Genomic DNA, 14,154 nt, shown 5'->3' with positions numbered 1-14,154 from the left:
AACATGGTGCTCATGATCGGAATGGCCTTGATGCTTTCAGCCATCCTGTTTTTCGGGGTGGCTGTGATTTTGCCGAAAACCCCGGAAGTTCCGTTCGATAGGAGGCGTCCGTATCATGAAGGCTCGGGGTCCCAGCTGACGCGGTTTGCAGGTTCTGCCACCGAGGTACTTCACGGGGTTCTGGCCAGGCGCAACGTGCGGCTCTTCAATCGTGAAGAACTGGAGAATGCCGGACTGCGGATGAGCCAGGCGGATTTCTTCATCCTTGTGATTGCGGGTGCACTCGTGGGTGCCTTGATCGGGCTGGTGATCGGGGGCCCGTTGGTGGCCATCCTATTCTTCATCCCGGCACCCTTCGTTGCCCGGCTCATCCTCGGTTCCCTGGCTGGCAAAAGGCGCGGGAAATTCGACGCTCAGCTTGGCGACACCCTCCAACTACTGTCCGGCGGCTTGAGGGCCGGGCACAGCATCCTCCGTGCCATCGACGCTGCGGCCAATGAATCGGCCAGCCCGACTGCCGAGGAAATGCGCCGGATCATCACAGAGACAAGCCTTGGCCGCGTTCTCCAGGCCTCGCTCAACGACGCAGCGGAGCGAATGCGGAGCGAGGACTTTGTATGGATAGCGCAGGCCATCCAAATCAACCGCGAGGTGGGTGGAAACCTCGCGGAGGTCTTGGACCAAGTCAACGAGACCATACGTGAACGCAGCGAGATCAAGGGACATATCAAGTCCTTGGCCGCGGAGGGAAAGTTCTCGGGATACATCCTGATGGCACTTCCCTTCGGCATCGTGACCATGCTTATGGTTGTCAACCCCGGCTACATGGACGTGATGTTCTCCAATCCGCTCGGCTGGGGAATGATAGCTGGTTCAGCCATCCTGATGACCATTGGCGGTCTCTGGATGCGCAAGATCATAGACTTGAAATTTTGAGGTGACGCGTGAATCCCTCTCTCCTCCTCTCCCTGCTGTTAGTTCCCCTGCCTATCGCCTACCTGGCTTGGTCGTTCCTCTCGGTTGACCGCAAAACCCAGCGCGCCGTCCAGGAGCTTTTGACGCAGGGTCAAAGTGTTGCCGAGGCCGGTCCACAAAATCGTGGCGGCGCACTCGAGTACATTGGCTACCGCCTGACGCCTGGAAGCTACGTCCAGAAGCTGGATCGGCTGATCGCGCTGGCTGGCCGCCCGCCGTCGCTCCCTTTGGGACGCGTCCTCGCGGCCAAGCCCTTCCTTGGATTATGCGGAGCGCTATTGGGCCTATTCATCAGTGCCAACAGCTCGAGCGGGATCATCAAGCTCGTTGGGATTTTTGTTGTATTGCTTGGTTACTTCATTCCGGATCTTTTGCTCTACAGCAAAGGACAAGAGCGTCAAAAAGCCTTGCAATTGGAACTCGCAAATACCATGGACCAAATGCTGATATCGGTCGAGGCGGGCCTAGGTTTCGAAGGAGCATTGGCCCGCGCCGGGGAAAACGGGAAGGGGCCGCTGGCTGAGGAGTTGGTGCGGACACTGCAGGACATGCAAGTTGGACGGAGCCGCCGCGAGTCCTATCTGGCACTGGCCGAGCGTACCAACGTTCCTGAGCTCCGAAGCTTCGTGCAGGCCGTAATCCAGGCGGACACATACGGCATTGCGATCAGCCGGGTCCTGCGGGTCCAGGCAAAGGTGATGAGGGTGAAGCGGCGCCAACGCGCTGAAGAGAAGGCGATGAAGCTCCCGGTGATGATTCTCTTCCCCCTTCTGTTCTTCATCTTCCCGGTGTTGTTCATTGCAATCCTGGGTCCGGCTGTCATCAACACCATAACCACGTTCAGCGGTGGCTGAGCGCAATATCACATTTGTCCGAATTGGGCGCTCTGCATGAAAAAGGGGTTGAATCAAGAAAGGCCTAAGATTTCCTTAAGATAAGCATAAGTTCGGTTTTTCCGGAATTCAGAAAGTAGCATTGGGCTATGTTCAGTTCAGGTTCCAGCGAGGTCAACGAGGATTCAGATCCGAGCCATCCGGGCTCAGCTGACGACTCGAGCGCGCTGCCCGCCGTCCCGCTTGCCGAACATCCCATACTGGACCTCGCGGAATTCCAACTCCTGGAAGACCAAGTGGACAATCCGCTGATCGCACGCACGTTTGCAGGCGACTTCGCGAAACTCTGGGGAAAGCGATACGAAATCCTGGCGACCGCCGTCGAGCGCGGCGACGTTGCCGCGGCCCTGAACGCGGTCCTAAGCCTCCGGACCTCGTCCACGATGGTTGGCGGTGTTCGCCTCGCGGTACTTGCAGCGCAACTGGAGGAGCGCATTCGAAAAAGTGAATTGCGTGAGGCCCGCCCCCTCCTGAAGGAAGTTGCAGAATGCGGGCACCTAACGGTCCAGGAACTAAAGGACAGCTACGTCCTCCGGAACGATTGACGTTCGCCCGCTTAGTCCGATGTTTTCGGCGTGAGCCGATACCCGACTCCTCGGACAGTCTGTAGAAAGCGCGGTGATTGTGGATCTTCGCGGAGCTTTCGGCGGAGGTTCCCGATGTGGGTTTCAACAGCCCGTTCGTCGGCGTCGCTGATGTACGCATCGTCGTCGTAGTAGTCACCGCGCGCAGCCCTCACGAGGTCAGCGCGCGTCCGCACCTCCCCATTCGCCCGAAGCAAGTCGAAGAGCAGATCGAATTCGCTTCTCGTCAACGTCAGGGCTGAACCTTGAAGCGTCACCATGCGTGATTTGTAGTTCAGGGCCAAGCCATTGTGCCGAATCACAGCTCGGTCAGGGCCGTAACCGGTCCCGTCTGAACCGGCCGCAGCGGCCCCGGCCGAACCGCCGTCTGCCGCACCGCCGTCGGGCCGGTCTAAACCGGCCGCACCGCCCGAACCCCCGCGACCCTCCTCCGGCAACGCAAGCCTGCCTTCCGCGCGCGGCCGCCGCATCATGGCGGTGACCCGGGCCCTCAACTCGCGCGGTAGAAACGGCTTCTTGACATAGTCGTCCGCACCGGTGAGGAAAGCCGTCAACGTGTCCGGCTCGTCGCGCCTGGCCGTCAGCATCACGACATATGCGTCGCTGAATTGCCGAATCCGACGCAGAACCTCGTGGCCGTCCATATCCGGAAGCCCGACGTCGAGCGTCACCACGGAGGCATGGTGATCCCGCACCACTTCCACGCCTTCGCGTCCGGTGGCGGCAGAATGCACCACAAATCCAGCTTCTTTGAGGATGGCGTCAACCAGATTTCGTACGTCTTCGTCATCCTCAATGACTACAGCTACCCCAGGCTCGCTCATTGGACATCCTTGTGGGCGCACATCGCCGCACAGCCCAGCGCAATGCGGTAAATGCCACCCAAATACTCACGATACAAGCATTAAAGCCATCTGGCATCTAATATGTGGATTAAGCGCTGCTCCGAACTTCCAGTTGGATCGTTCGGACCATCGTATTGTGGTTCCTTTGGGGGGGGGAATAGTGGACTCCGGGCGGTTCCTTCGGGAATCGCGTGGAGCAGTAAATGCTCGCGAATCTCCAAGGAAGGGTCTCGACTTTGAGTGAGCAGCCATTTTTCCGCGCGGCCGCCCGTTTCTTCAGAAAACTCACGCCTCGCGCCCGGCTGGCTGTCTGTGAATTGCCACTAACGCTCATCATCGCGGGCTTGGCAATCGCGGCACCTACTGTTTGGCCAGGGTTGACCCAAAATTGGTTGTTCGTTACCGGAGTCCTTCTCCACGGCGTCCTGTTCCTGGGGTGCCTGCTGGTCCCTTGGGAGAGATTGGCACCGAGCGCAAGCCTTGCGATCCCCATTTTGGATTTTGTTGCCCTCTGGTTCACGCGAAACGGCGCTTTCAGCGCGATACCTGGCCTCATCACATTGGCTATCTTTCCCGTGATCTGGTTGTCTGCCTCGGGCATGCTTTCCAAGACAAGCCTGATCCTCAGCTTTGTAGGTCCTTTCGTCATCGCGTTTCCCCCGGTGGTTTCGCACTTGCCCCGTCCCACTTCGTCGGACATTTCTTCGGTGCTGCTCTTGCCCCTCATGATGTTCGCAATGGCAGTCTCCATTCGTCTGGCTGGCTCAAATGCACGTCTCCAGCAACGGAGGGTAAGCCAGCGGGATCAGGCCCTTCGGCAATTGTTGGCCGCCAGCAGGGAGCGGGAAACACTGCTCAAGACAATCCTGGACACGATCGACGTCGGAATTGTCGCCGTCGATTCGCAGGGCGAAACCCTCCTGATCAACAACCAACAAAAGGCATTCCTAAAGATGGCAATGCCCGCGGAAGGCTCGCGGGGGCACGCGGAACAAGACTGGCTGGTTTTCGGCCAGGACAGGCGGACGCCGATTCAGCTTGAAAAGGGCCCTGTTCGGAGGGCCGTTCAAGGGGAAACATTTTCCGATTATCTGCTTTGGTTCGGCGCCGGCACCGGCCAACGGGCCGTCTCAACCGCCGCAAGGGGTATGAAAAGCGAGCTCGACGACGGATTTGCTGGTGCGGTGATCGTTTTCAAGGACGTGACGGATGTTGTCGATGCACTCGCGGCCAAGGACGAATTGGTTGCCAACGTTTCGCACGAATTCGGATCGCCGCTGACATCCATCCTGGGCAACATCGATCTTGTGCTGCGCGGCGCCCAAGAACTCCAACCAGCAACAAGGCTTGGCCTGGAAGTTGCGGAGCGGAATGCCGAGCGGCTCCGGGCCTTGGTGGAGGACCTGCTCTCGTCAGCTGCGGCAGTAGAGAGCGTGCATCTGCGGCGCACGGATTTGGCCGGGCTGGTCGAAAACAGCTTGGTTTCTGCGCGGGCGCAGGCCGACGCCGCCCACGTGGGCCTCGTCGCCGACGTTCCCGCACCCCTGTGGGCGAACGCCGACCCCTTGAGGCTGGGACAGGCCTTGGACAATCTGGTATCCAACGCCATCAAGTATTCGCCTGGTGGCGGACTCGTGACGATCAGGGCGGAGCGGAACGACGGATGGGTCCAGCTTGAAGTGAAGGACACGGGGATGGGCATGACCACCGACGAGTCGGCCAGGATTTTCACTCGGTTCTTTCGGACAAACGCTGCCCGTCAGGCCGCGATTCCGGGCGTCGGACTTGGATTGTCCATTACCAAGTCCATCGTGGAACGCCATGGCGGCAGCATCTCCTGCAGCAGCAAGCCCGGCACTGGAAGCACCTTCACTGTGGCGCTGCCGGCTGGTCCGCCGCAGGAACCGTCGCAGACAGAAGCCCCGGCACTGTACTAGAGCCGGCACTGTATTAAGCCGGTTGCCGGACCGGGTAACTGGCCGCCGTGCAAGTATTCGGGCGAGCAAAGTAGAGTACCCACTACTCGTGACCGGCCCTGGAGCCAACGGATTGAATGGAACGCAGTTGGTCTCAATGCAGTTCCTGGTCTCTGGGGGTTATCCGTATGTGTGTTTCCTGCAATCCTGTTGTGTCCTATCCGCGTCCGATAGCGACGGGGGCAGTCCGTTGAGCGCGGGGATGGAATCCGCTTCCATGTTCGCCGGGTCACTGCCCGGGCTCATTCTGATGGACTTGGGCCAGGCAATGGTGGTGGTATGCGTGTGTTTCGACATGGTCCGCGCCGTGTCCGTGCCGCGGTCGCATCGCCGTTATGTCGCCAACACCATCTTCAAGACCCTGGCGGTGCCGTCGATTCTTGTCATGGGCGTCAGTGTGCTCGCCAAGGCAATCCAATGGAATTGGGCGGACGTGGCCATGGGCGTTTTCGTGATTGTGATGATCATCTTCCGCTGGCACCAAGACAAGGACGAGGACAACTGGTGGAAGGGCAAAGGCAAGAAGCTTGCCCGCTGGGCGCGGAAGCAACTGACACCGCGACCCACCTTCGTCCCGGTGTCGGCGTCGGCCTGAGTGCCACGCCCCGCCCGACGCTCGCTCACAAACAAGCCCTTCCGGCCCGACGCTCGCTCACATGATCTGAGCGGGCGTTTCGGCGTTTGGCCTTATATCTGAGCGAGCGTTTCGGTCGATGTGCCGGGCACAGTCTCTTAGCGCCCGACGGCGGCAGTCCCGTTTCGCCGTCGTCTCGCCTTTGTGCCGTTCCCCCCTCAGACGCGCGCTCACAAACAAGCCCTTCCGGCCCGACGCTCGCTCACCTTTGGGGCGTTTTCGCCGACGCCCGCTCACCTTTGGGGCGTTCGGCGAACGCTCGCTCACCTTTGGGGCGTTTTCGGCGAACGCTCGATCACATGATCTGAGCGGGCGTTTCGGCGTTTGGCCATATATGTGAGCGCGCGTCGGGGGAGAGCGCCTTATATCTGAGCGAGCGTTGTGTAGACCCAGCCTCACCAACCTGAACGCTTGACGCATCTCGCGCCTTCCGCATATTCTGAACGAACGGTCGGTAAATATTTAGGAGCAACCATGGCATCGCAGAATCTGCAGTCTGTGCCCGCTGAGCTGTCCCCCGAAGAGCTTGAGCGGGAACAGGCCGGTCAGGCGTACTTTGACCGCATCATCTCCGAGGACTCGCGCATCGAACCCCGCGACTGGATGCCGGAGGCTTACCGCAAGACCCTGCTCCGCCAGATCTCGCAGCACGCGCACTCGGAGATCATCGGCATGCAGCCGGAAGCCAACTGGATTTCCCGGGCTCCGAGCCTCAAGCGCAAGGCCATCCTCATGGCGAAGGTGCAGGACGAGGCAGGCCACGGCCTGTACCTCTACTCGGCCGCGGAAACCCTCGGCCAAAGCAGGGACAAGATGACCAGCGACTTGATCGCTGGGAAGGCCCGGTACTCGTCCATCTTCAACTACCCCGCGATTTCCTGGGCGGACATGGGAGCGATCGGCTGGCTCGTCGACGGTGCCGCGATCTGCAACCAGGTTCCCCTGTGCCGCGCTTCCTACGGCCCCTACGGACGCGCAATGGTGCGCATCTGCAAGGAAGAGTCGTTCCATCAGCGCCAGGGTTTCGAGATCCTCCTTGAACTGTCCAACGGCACCCCTGCCCAGAAGGCGATGGCCCAGGACGCGGTCAACCGCTGGTATGCGCCGGCGCTGATGATGTTCGGCCCGCCCGACGACGATTCCCCCAACTCCAAGCAGTCCATGGCCTGGAACATCAAGCGGTTCAGCAACGATGAGCTCCGCAGCCGCTTTGTCGGCATGATGGTGGAGCAGGTCAAGGTCCTGGGCCTCACGCTCCCGGACAAGGACGTCCGTTTCAACGAAGAAACCAAGAAATGGGAACACGGCCCCTTGGACTGGAACGAGTTCAAAAACGTTCTCGCCGGAAAGGGTCCCTGCAACGCGCAGCGGCTTGAGCGCCGCCGTGAAGCGCACGACGACGGCGCCTGGGTCCGCGAAGCGGCCGCCGAGTACGCCCGCAAGCAAGCAGAGAAGGAATACGCAGCATGACCCCCAACGACTCGACAGCCAACGAACCCCACGAAACCCCCTGGAGCCTTTGGGAAGTCTTCGTCCGCTCCAGCCGCGGCCTGTCCCACGTCCACGCCGGATCCTTGCACGCACCCGACGCGGCGATGGCGCTGCGCAACGCCCGCGACCTGTACACGCGCCGCAACGAAGGCGTGTCCATCTGGGTGGTTCCGGCCGATGCTATTTCCTCAAGCGACCCGGATTCCAAGGGTTCCTTCTTCGAGTCCCCGCAGGGCAAGGACTACCGCCACGCGACGTATTACACCAAGAGCGAAGGCGTGAAGCACCTGTGAGCACGCCAGAAATAAGCAACCCGGACTTCGCCATCGAGGGCCACGGCGATATCTCCGTCGGCGTCAAGGGAGCAGGTGCATCCGGAGACGGTTCCGCAAGCGCCACCCGCATCACCCCCGGGAACGCCCTGCGCCCCGAGGACATCGCCCTCGAGATCCGCAAGGGACAAGTCAAGCCAAGCGAGGACGTCGCGGAATACGCCTTGCGCATCGGTGACGACGGCCTGATCCTGGCCCAGCGCCTGGGTCACTGGATCTCCCGCGCCCCGGAGCTCGAAGAGGACGTCGCCCTGGGCAACATCGCGCTCGACCAGCTCGGCCACGCCCGCTCATTCCTCACCTACGCCGGCGCGGCGTGGGACAAGTCCGAGGACGATCTGGCGTACTTCCGCCGTGAGCACGAGTTCCGTTCCGCCCACCTGTTCGAGCAGCCCAACGGGAACTTCGCCGTCACCATCGCCCGGCAGTTCATCGTGAGCTATTACCAGTTCGAGCTCTACAAGCGGCTGACCGGATCCGCGGATGCCACCATCGCAGCCATCGCGGCGAAGGCCCTCAAAGAGGTCGACTACCACCGCGACCACAGCGCCCAATGGGTCCTCAGGCTTGCCGGCGGCACGGAAGAGTCCCGCCGTCGTATGGTCCAGGCTTTCAAGCTCGTCTGGCCGTACGTGGAAGAACTCTTCGAAGACGACGAGCTCACGGCACGCCTCGCTGAAAGCGGAGCAGGCGTACAGCCCTCCAGCCTCCGCGCGGACTTCGACCAGCTCACGGGCGAAATCCTGAGCGAAGCCGGCCTCGATGAGGATCTGAACCTCGAACGAATCCCGCAATCCTTGGGTGGCGGCCGCCAGGGCAAGCATTCCGAGCACTTGGGCTACCTGCTCGCCGAGATGCAGGTGCTGGCCCGCGAACATCCCGGTGCAAGCTGGTGACGGTGGACATGTTCCTTCAAGAAACACCAACACAGGCCAAGCAAACCGCCGAGCAGAAGGCCTGGGGGATTGCGGCCACGGTGTGCGATCCGGAGATTCCGGTCCTCACCATCGAGGATCTGGGGATCCTTCGCAACGTGGCGCTGTTCGACGACGGCGGCCTGGTCCCCGCGGTCCAGGTCACCATTACGCCGACGTACTCGGGCTGCCCCGCGATGGACGCGATCCGCGACGACCTCAAGAGCGCGTTCCACAAAGAGGGATACCCGAGCGTCTACGTCGAACTCGTCCTGGCCCCGGCCTGGACCACCGACTGGATGACCGAGCACGGCAAGGCCAAGCTGCAGGAATACGGCATCGCACCTCCAAGTGGCAGGGCAGCAGCCGGCGGCCACTCCGGCCCGGTGCGGCTCAACCTCGCCGTGAAATGCCCCCAGTGTTCTTCGCTGAACACCAAGGAACTCACCCGCTTTGGTTCCACATCCTGCAAGGCGCTCTTCGTCTGCCAGGACTGCAAGGAACCGTTCGACTACTTCAAAGTCCTGTAAGGAATCCGACATGCCCGTTGTCCGCCAGACCGCAGCCGAACAAGCGCAGGCCACCGGCCGCCGTCGTGCGTCTTTTCATTCCCTCAGCGTTTCGGAAGTCCGCCGCCTGACTGAAGACGCCATCGAGGTCACGTTCGATGTTCCGGCTGAGCTCGCCGGCCAGTATGACTACCTTCCCGGCCAGTACGTGGCTCTGCGGACCACGCTCCCGGACGAGAGCGGCGAGCCGCACGAAGTCCGCCGCAGCTATTCCATCTGCGCAGAGCCACGCAGCTTCGCGGACGGCAGCAGCGAGATCCGGGTGGCCATCAAGAAGGACCTGGGCGGCATCTTCTCGACGTGGGCGAACGCGGAACTCAAGGCCGGCGATACCCTGGACGTCATGAGCCCCATGGGCGCGTTCATTTCCAAGCATGGCAAGGACGGCAAGACTGTCCAGCAGAATGTCATGAACTCCATGAACAATCCGGAGAACATGGCAGGGGAGTTCGGCGACGCCGGTTCCTTCGTGGCCATCGCCGCCGGCTCGGGCATCACACCGGTGATCGCGATCGCCCGCACCCTGCTGGCCGCGAACCCGGAGACCCGCTTCGACCTGATCTACGCCAACAAGGCCGCGATGGACGTCATGTTCCTCGAGGAATTGGCGGACCTGAAGGACAAGTACCCTTCGCGCTTGGCGCTGCACCACGTGTTGTCGCGCGAGCAGCGCATTGCGCCGCTCATGACTGGACGCATCGACGCCGAGAAGCTGCAGCAGCTGCTGGGCACCGCCATCCACGCGCAGGACGTGGACGAATGGTTCCTGTGCGGTCCGTTCGAGCTGGTCCAGCTGTGCCGGGATACCCTTGCCGCCCGCGGCGTGGAGCCTGAGCACGTCCGCTTCGAGCTCTTCACCACTGGCCGCCCGGACCGCCCCGAGGGCAACGCCGGCCGGCCCGTTGTGGAGGACGAGTCGAAGGACACCTTCAAGATCACCTTCAAGCTGGATGGTTTGACCGGCGATGTCGCCAGCCCCACCCACGCGCGGGAATCCATCCTCAACGCGGCGTTGCGGGTCCGCCCGGACGTTCCGTTCGCGTGCGCCGGTGGCGTGTGCGGCACGTGCCGCGCCAAACTGGTCTCTGGGACGGTCAGCATGGACGAGAACTACGCGTTGGAGCAGGATGAGTTGGACAAGGGCTACGTGCTGACCTGCCAGTCCCACCCCACGAGTGAATCCGTCACGGTCGATTTCGACGTCTAAGGAATAAACGAATGATCGAGCTCTCCATCGCCAACGGCATCGCCGAAATTGTCCTCAATGCCCCGGAAAAGCTGAACTCGCTCGACGAGGCGGCGCTTGCGGAACTGGATAGAGCGTACGACGACGCCGCTGCCGCCGCCTCCCGCGGAATGGTGCGGGCGCTGCTCATCCGCGGAGAGGGCCGCGCCTTTTGCGCGGGACGCGACATTGCCGGTGTGACGCCGGAGAGCGACGATGCAAAGGCGTACTTGAACGGGCTCGTGGAGCCGCTGCTCAAGAAGATGGCAGCCTTCCCCGCCCCGACCTTCGCGGCAGCGCACGGCGCGTGCCTCGGCGTCGGGCTCGGCTTGTTGCTGGCTACGGATGTGGTCTACGTGGCGGAGAACGCCAAATTCGGTTCGCCGTTCGCCAAGCTGGGCGCCACTTTGGACTCGGGCGGGCACTGGTACTTCACGGAGCGCCTCGGCATGCACCGGACCCTCGACCTCATCTACACCGCGGACCTGATCAGCGGCGCCGAGGCCGTGGCGCAGGGCATGTTCAGCCGGGTCATGCTTGACGACGATTTGCTGCCTGGCACTCGGGCCATCGTTGAACGGGTCGCGGCGGGCGCGACCGGAGCTTTCCTTGCGAGCAAGCAGTTGGTGGCCGATATACGGGATCAGCGCCTGGGCTTGTGGGCCGCCATGTCCGAAGAGAACGACGAGCAGGCGCGGCTCTGCAAGACCGAGGACTACGCCGAGGGATTCCGGGCATTCCAGGAGAAGCGGGCACCGGTCTTCAAGGGGTAGCAGGTTCCCGATGGTTACGCTGAAGAGGTGACTCGTACCCGTCGGCTGAGCGTCGTCCTGATTTTGAACCTGGTGCTCGTGGCAGGGCTGGTTGTTGTGGGAATCTCGGCGAACTCGCTGGGCGTGCTTGCCGAGGGCGCGGACTACCTGGCCGATGCTGCCGCCATTGGGGTGTCGTTGTTGGCTGTCCGGGTGTCCAAGCTGCCCCCGACTCCTCAGCGTCCGCAGGGATATCCGATGGCCACCACATGGGCCGCAGGTGTCAATGCCGGCTGGCTGCTCGTCTTGAGCGTCGCGATTCTGGTGGGCGCGGCCGAACGACTCTTCACAGGGACCAGTGAGGTTCACGGGCTGCCGGTCCTCATTGTCAGCGGGATTGCGGCCGTGGTGATGTTTGTGGGTGCCCTCATCCTCGGCGGAGACGGCGACAACGGTGACGGCGACAACGGTGACGGCGACAACGATGACAGCGACAACAAAGCGGGCGGCGATCTGAACATGCGTGCCGTCCTTCTTGATACCGCCGGCGATGCCGCGGCCGCCGCCGGGGTCGCAATGGCCGGTGCCGTCATCTACGTGACGAAGGGCCTTTACTGGCTTGATCCTGTTGTCGCGGCGATCATTGCCGTGGTGGTGGGATACCACGCGGTCCGCTTGCTCATCGAAATCTTCCAGGCTCTGCTCGCTCATCGGCGCAGTGCCACTCTCCCGTGAGCGTCCCAGGGTCCGGTCACGATTCAAGCGGCCTGGAGTTCCGTGAGATGGGCGTATTTCAGCGCCTTGGCTTGGTGGCGTAGTCGCCGCCGGTGGTGCCTGGAACGCGCGGGTTCAATTTCTGGCTCGTGGGTTCCTGGCAGGGGCGGGGCTGTGGATCGGTAGGTATGTCCGGTGGGGGTGCGGATGTCGAGGGCATGCCGTGTCCCGGGGCCTGTTGTTGCTGACCTGGTTCGTGCTGTCCAGCCGGTGAGTTCTTTGGTGTGGTTGCAGGCTTCGCACAAGCCTGCCCCGTTGGCCAGGCTGGTGGGTCCGCCGTCGTGCCAGGGGATGATGTGGTCGAAGTGCCGGATGGGCGCGTCGCAGTAGGGTGTCCGGCAGGTGTCGTCGCGGGCCTGGATGAAGCGTCGCAAACCGGCCGGGAAGAGCCGCGCCCTGGAGTCTGTGCCGACGAGGTCTCCGGTCCCGGGGGTGGTGAAGAGGCGACGGAGCCAGACCTTGAGGTCCTGGGCCTGGCTGGGTTGGCCGGGAGCGCCGTGCTCGTTCCCTCCCTGGCCGGCTTCGGCTTGGCCTTGGTTCCCGGTGAGCAGTGTCCTTGCCCAGCCGGCGGGGACGATGCCGTAGCCGGGGAGCCGGGCTGGCTCGGCATCGCCCTGGAAGAGGGTGCGGTCGGTCATGACGAGCTGGACTTCCACCCCGGTGATGCCTGCGGGGGTGCCGGTGGTGCGTTCGACGAGGGTGTCGGCCATGATCTGTCCGCGGGTCCGGGTCTCCCCGGAGGAGCGGAGGGTGTCGGCGTGCCGGGTCAGGGCCGTGTGCACGGCGACGCCCTGGGCGACGGGAAGCAGGGCGGTCAGGTAGGTCATGGTGTCCGGGGCCGGGCGCAGGCTGACGTGTCGTTCGGCCGACGCGTGGCTGGCACGCTGGGTGACGGAGCGGGGGTCCCGCCGGTAGGCCGCGTTCCTGGCCGCCGCGATGATGGCCTTGTCTCCGGCGCCGTCGAAGACTCCGGTGTCGGCGGCGAGTTCCTCGTCCACGGCGCAGCGGTCTTCGGCACTCAGGCAGGCTGTTTCCTTCACCAGCAGGGTCGCCCGCCATTCGTTCAGTTGTCCTGTGTCGAGGGCGGCGAGGGTGTGCGGCATTTCGGTGACGAGGGCTTTCGCGAGTCCGTGGAGCCGGGATCCGCGGGCGGGGGATTCCCGCCGGGCCAGGGCCACCTGCGCGGCGACCCCGCGTCCCTGTTCGTCGGCCGGTACACCCGCCGCCGCGTCGGCGCTGCGCTGTGCGGCATCGAATGCGACCGCGATCCGGGCCTGCGCAGCGGCGGCCGCGGACTTCAAATCCTCAAGGCCGCGCAACTGGCTTATCAGTTCAGCACTGTCCGCAAGTTCGGTGCCGCCGGCACCCGGCCGGAGCGATCTCACGGTGTCGATCATGTCCTGCACCCAGCGCGGCATCGCAGCTCCCGAACCAGCGTCGCCGGACGGCGCGCCTGATCCGATCAGCTGTGTTCCCCGGTTCCCGGCCATAACCAAAGCATTCCAGAGGGGTCTGACATTAATAGGCCGAAGGACCCCTTCCGCTCAAAAAAGCGAGCCGGTGCCCTAGTCGGCCGGCCGCGACGTGGCGGAGGACTCTTGATTCCGCGCCCGGTGCAGCCGGTACTCACGCCCGGTGATCCAGACGATGAAGATGTCGAAGGCCGTCAGGAGGACAAGGCCCCAGGAGAAGGCCACGGCGATCCGATAGCCCTGGTAAAGGATGAAGACCAGCAGGAACGCGATCATCCACGGGTAGGCCCAGAGCTTGTCCTTCAGGACGGCCCAGACCAGGACGATTTTGACCAGCCCGTGGAGCAGTAGGTAGATCGCGCCGAACAGCGTGGCCGAACCTGAGAGGTTGGAGCTCAGGTGCACCAAGCTGTTCGCCAGGAAGTCGTGCGGATCCTGGGCGAGTTCGTGCTGGGTGAGGAACCGGACCAGATCTCCGATTTGTTTCGGCGTGACCACTAAGAGGAGGATGCCGCCGATCAGTTCCAGGACGCCGTCCAGGCCCTTCAGGATGAGGCTCACGCGAAATGTCCGGTCGAGCAGGGTTGTTTCAGCCGGTTTCGTTTCCATCACACTTCCCTCCGCTACCTCAAGATACATTCTTTCTTATGTGGACACTGCGGGACCTCACTGCGCGGGAACGTCCATTCCCGGAAAGGAATTATTTCCATGAACCGCA

At 62.7% G+C, this 14,154-nt stretch carries 15 protein-coding genes; 12 read left to right on the top strand and 3 right to left on the bottom strand.

Annotated features, from left to right (window positions below; genetic code table 11):
• The first annotated feature begins 3 nt into the window (after positions 1 to 3).
• From AC4CS3_RS12190 to AC4CS3_RS12180, 3 genes are all read left to right on the top strand, one after another.
• Entirely contained in the window at positions 4 to 936 is a 933-nt protein-coding gene (locus AC4CS3_RS12190) for a type II secretion system F family protein (RefSeq protein ID WP_490783696.1), read from the top strand.
• 8 nt (positions 937 to 944) lie between these two features.
• A complete protein-coding gene (locus AC4CS3_RS12185; protein WP_490783695.1) occupies positions 945 to 1,829 on the top strand; it encodes a type II secretion system F family protein in 885 nt (294 codons plus the stop codon).
• Between the two features lie 128 nt (positions 1,830 to 1,957).
• The gene (locus tag AC4CS3_RS12180) at positions 1,958 to 2,413 is read left to right on the top strand and encodes an Hpt domain-containing protein (protein ID WP_490783694.1); all 456 of its coding nucleotides are present in this window, start codon (positions 1,958 to 1,960) and stop codon (positions 2,411 to 2,413) included.
• An 11-nt stretch (positions 2,414 to 2,424) separates the two neighbouring features.
• Here the strand turns inward: AC4CS3_RS12180 and AC4CS3_RS12175 are convergent, their stop codons facing one another.
• Positions 2,425 to 3,276, bottom strand: coding sequence for a response regulator transcription factor (locus tag AC4CS3_RS12175; RefSeq protein ID WP_490783693.1), 852 nt, complete (start codon positions 3,274 to 3,276; stop codon positions 2,425 to 2,427).
• Positions 3,277 to 3,857: 581 nt separating this feature from the next.
• Here AC4CS3_RS12175 and AC4CS3_RS12170 point away from each other — a divergent pair.
• The 9 genes from AC4CS3_RS12170 to AC4CS3_RS12130 all read left to right on the top strand — a co-directional run bounded on the left by AC4CS3_RS12170 (position 3,858) and on the right by AC4CS3_RS12130 (position 11,925).
• A complete protein-coding gene (locus tag AC4CS3_RS12170) occupies positions 3,858 to 5,234 on the top strand; it encodes a sensor histidine kinase (RefSeq protein ID WP_490783692.1) in 1,377 nt (458 codons plus the stop codon).
• A gap of 241 nt (positions 5,235 to 5,475) precedes the next feature.
• Entirely contained in the window at positions 5,476 to 5,868 is a 393-nt protein-coding gene (locus AC4CS3_RS12165; protein WP_490783691.1) for a hypothetical protein, read from the top strand.
• Between the two features lie 513 nt (positions 5,869 to 6,381).
• Entirely contained in the window at positions 6,382 to 7,377 is a 996-nt protein-coding gene (gene paaA / locus AC4CS3_RS12160) for a 1,2-phenylacetyl-CoA epoxidase subunit PaaA (RefSeq protein ID WP_490783690.1), read from the top strand.
• A complete protein-coding gene (gene paaB / locus AC4CS3_RS12155; protein ID WP_490783689.1) occupies positions 7,374 to 7,691 on the top strand; it encodes a 1,2-phenylacetyl-CoA epoxidase subunit PaaB in 318 nt (105 codons plus the stop codon). Before paaA ends, paaB begins: the two co-directional genes overlap by 4 nt.
• Positions 7,688 to 8,626: a 1,2-phenylacetyl-CoA epoxidase subunit PaaC gene (paaC, locus tag AC4CS3_RS12150; protein ID WP_490783688.1), complete on the top strand. Its 939-nt coding sequence runs from the start codon at positions 7,688 to 7,690 to the stop codon at positions 8,624 to 8,626. The genes paaB and paaC overlap by 4 nt, the downstream gene beginning before the upstream one ends.
• 8 nt (positions 8,627 to 8,634) lie before the next feature.
• Positions 8,635 to 9,174 carry a 1,2-phenylacetyl-CoA epoxidase subunit PaaD gene (gene paaD / locus AC4CS3_RS12145; protein ID WP_490783744.1) on the top strand — a complete coding sequence of 180 codons (540 nt, stop codon included), beginning with the start codon at positions 8,635 to 8,637 and terminating at the stop codon, positions 9,172 to 9,174.
• Positions 9,175 to 9,184: 10 nt separating this feature from the next.
• The gene (paaE, locus tag AC4CS3_RS12140) at positions 9,185 to 10,420 is read left to right on the top strand and encodes a 1,2-phenylacetyl-CoA epoxidase subunit PaaE (RefSeq protein ID WP_490783687.1); all 1,236 of its coding nucleotides are present in this window, start codon (positions 9,185 to 9,187) and stop codon (positions 10,418 to 10,420) included.
• 11 nt (positions 10,421 to 10,431) lie between these two features.
• Positions 10,432 to 11,211, top strand: a complete 780-nt coding sequence (locus AC4CS3_RS12135) for an enoyl-CoA hydratase/isomerase family protein (protein ID WP_490783686.1) — start codon at positions 10,432 to 10,434, stop codon at positions 11,209 to 11,211.
• Positions 11,212 to 11,238: 27 nt separating this feature from the next.
• Positions 11,239 to 11,925, top strand: a complete 687-nt coding sequence (locus tag AC4CS3_RS12130; RefSeq protein ID WP_490783685.1) for a cation diffusion facilitator family transporter — start codon at positions 11,239 to 11,241, stop codon at positions 11,923 to 11,925.
• 23 nt (positions 11,926 to 11,948) lie between these two features.
• Here the strand turns inward: AC4CS3_RS12130 and AC4CS3_RS12125 are convergent, their stop codons facing one another.
• Positions 11,949 to 13,454, bottom strand: a complete 1,506-nt coding sequence (locus tag AC4CS3_RS12125) for an HNH endonuclease (protein WP_490783684.1) — start codon at positions 13,452 to 13,454, stop codon at positions 11,949 to 11,951.
• A gap of 75 nt (positions 13,455 to 13,529) precedes the next feature.
• A complete protein-coding gene (locus tag AC4CS3_RS12120) occupies positions 13,530 to 14,045 on the bottom strand; it encodes a DUF2127 domain-containing protein (protein ID WP_490783683.1) in 516 nt (171 codons plus the stop codon).
• Between the last annotated feature and the right edge of the window lie 109 nt (positions 14,046 to 14,154).

Source organism: Arthrobacter sp. SE2, assembly GCF_058244265.1.
The sequence above is the reverse complement of the archived record's forward strand: the minus strand, read 5'-3'. Positions and strand labels throughout refer to the sequence as shown.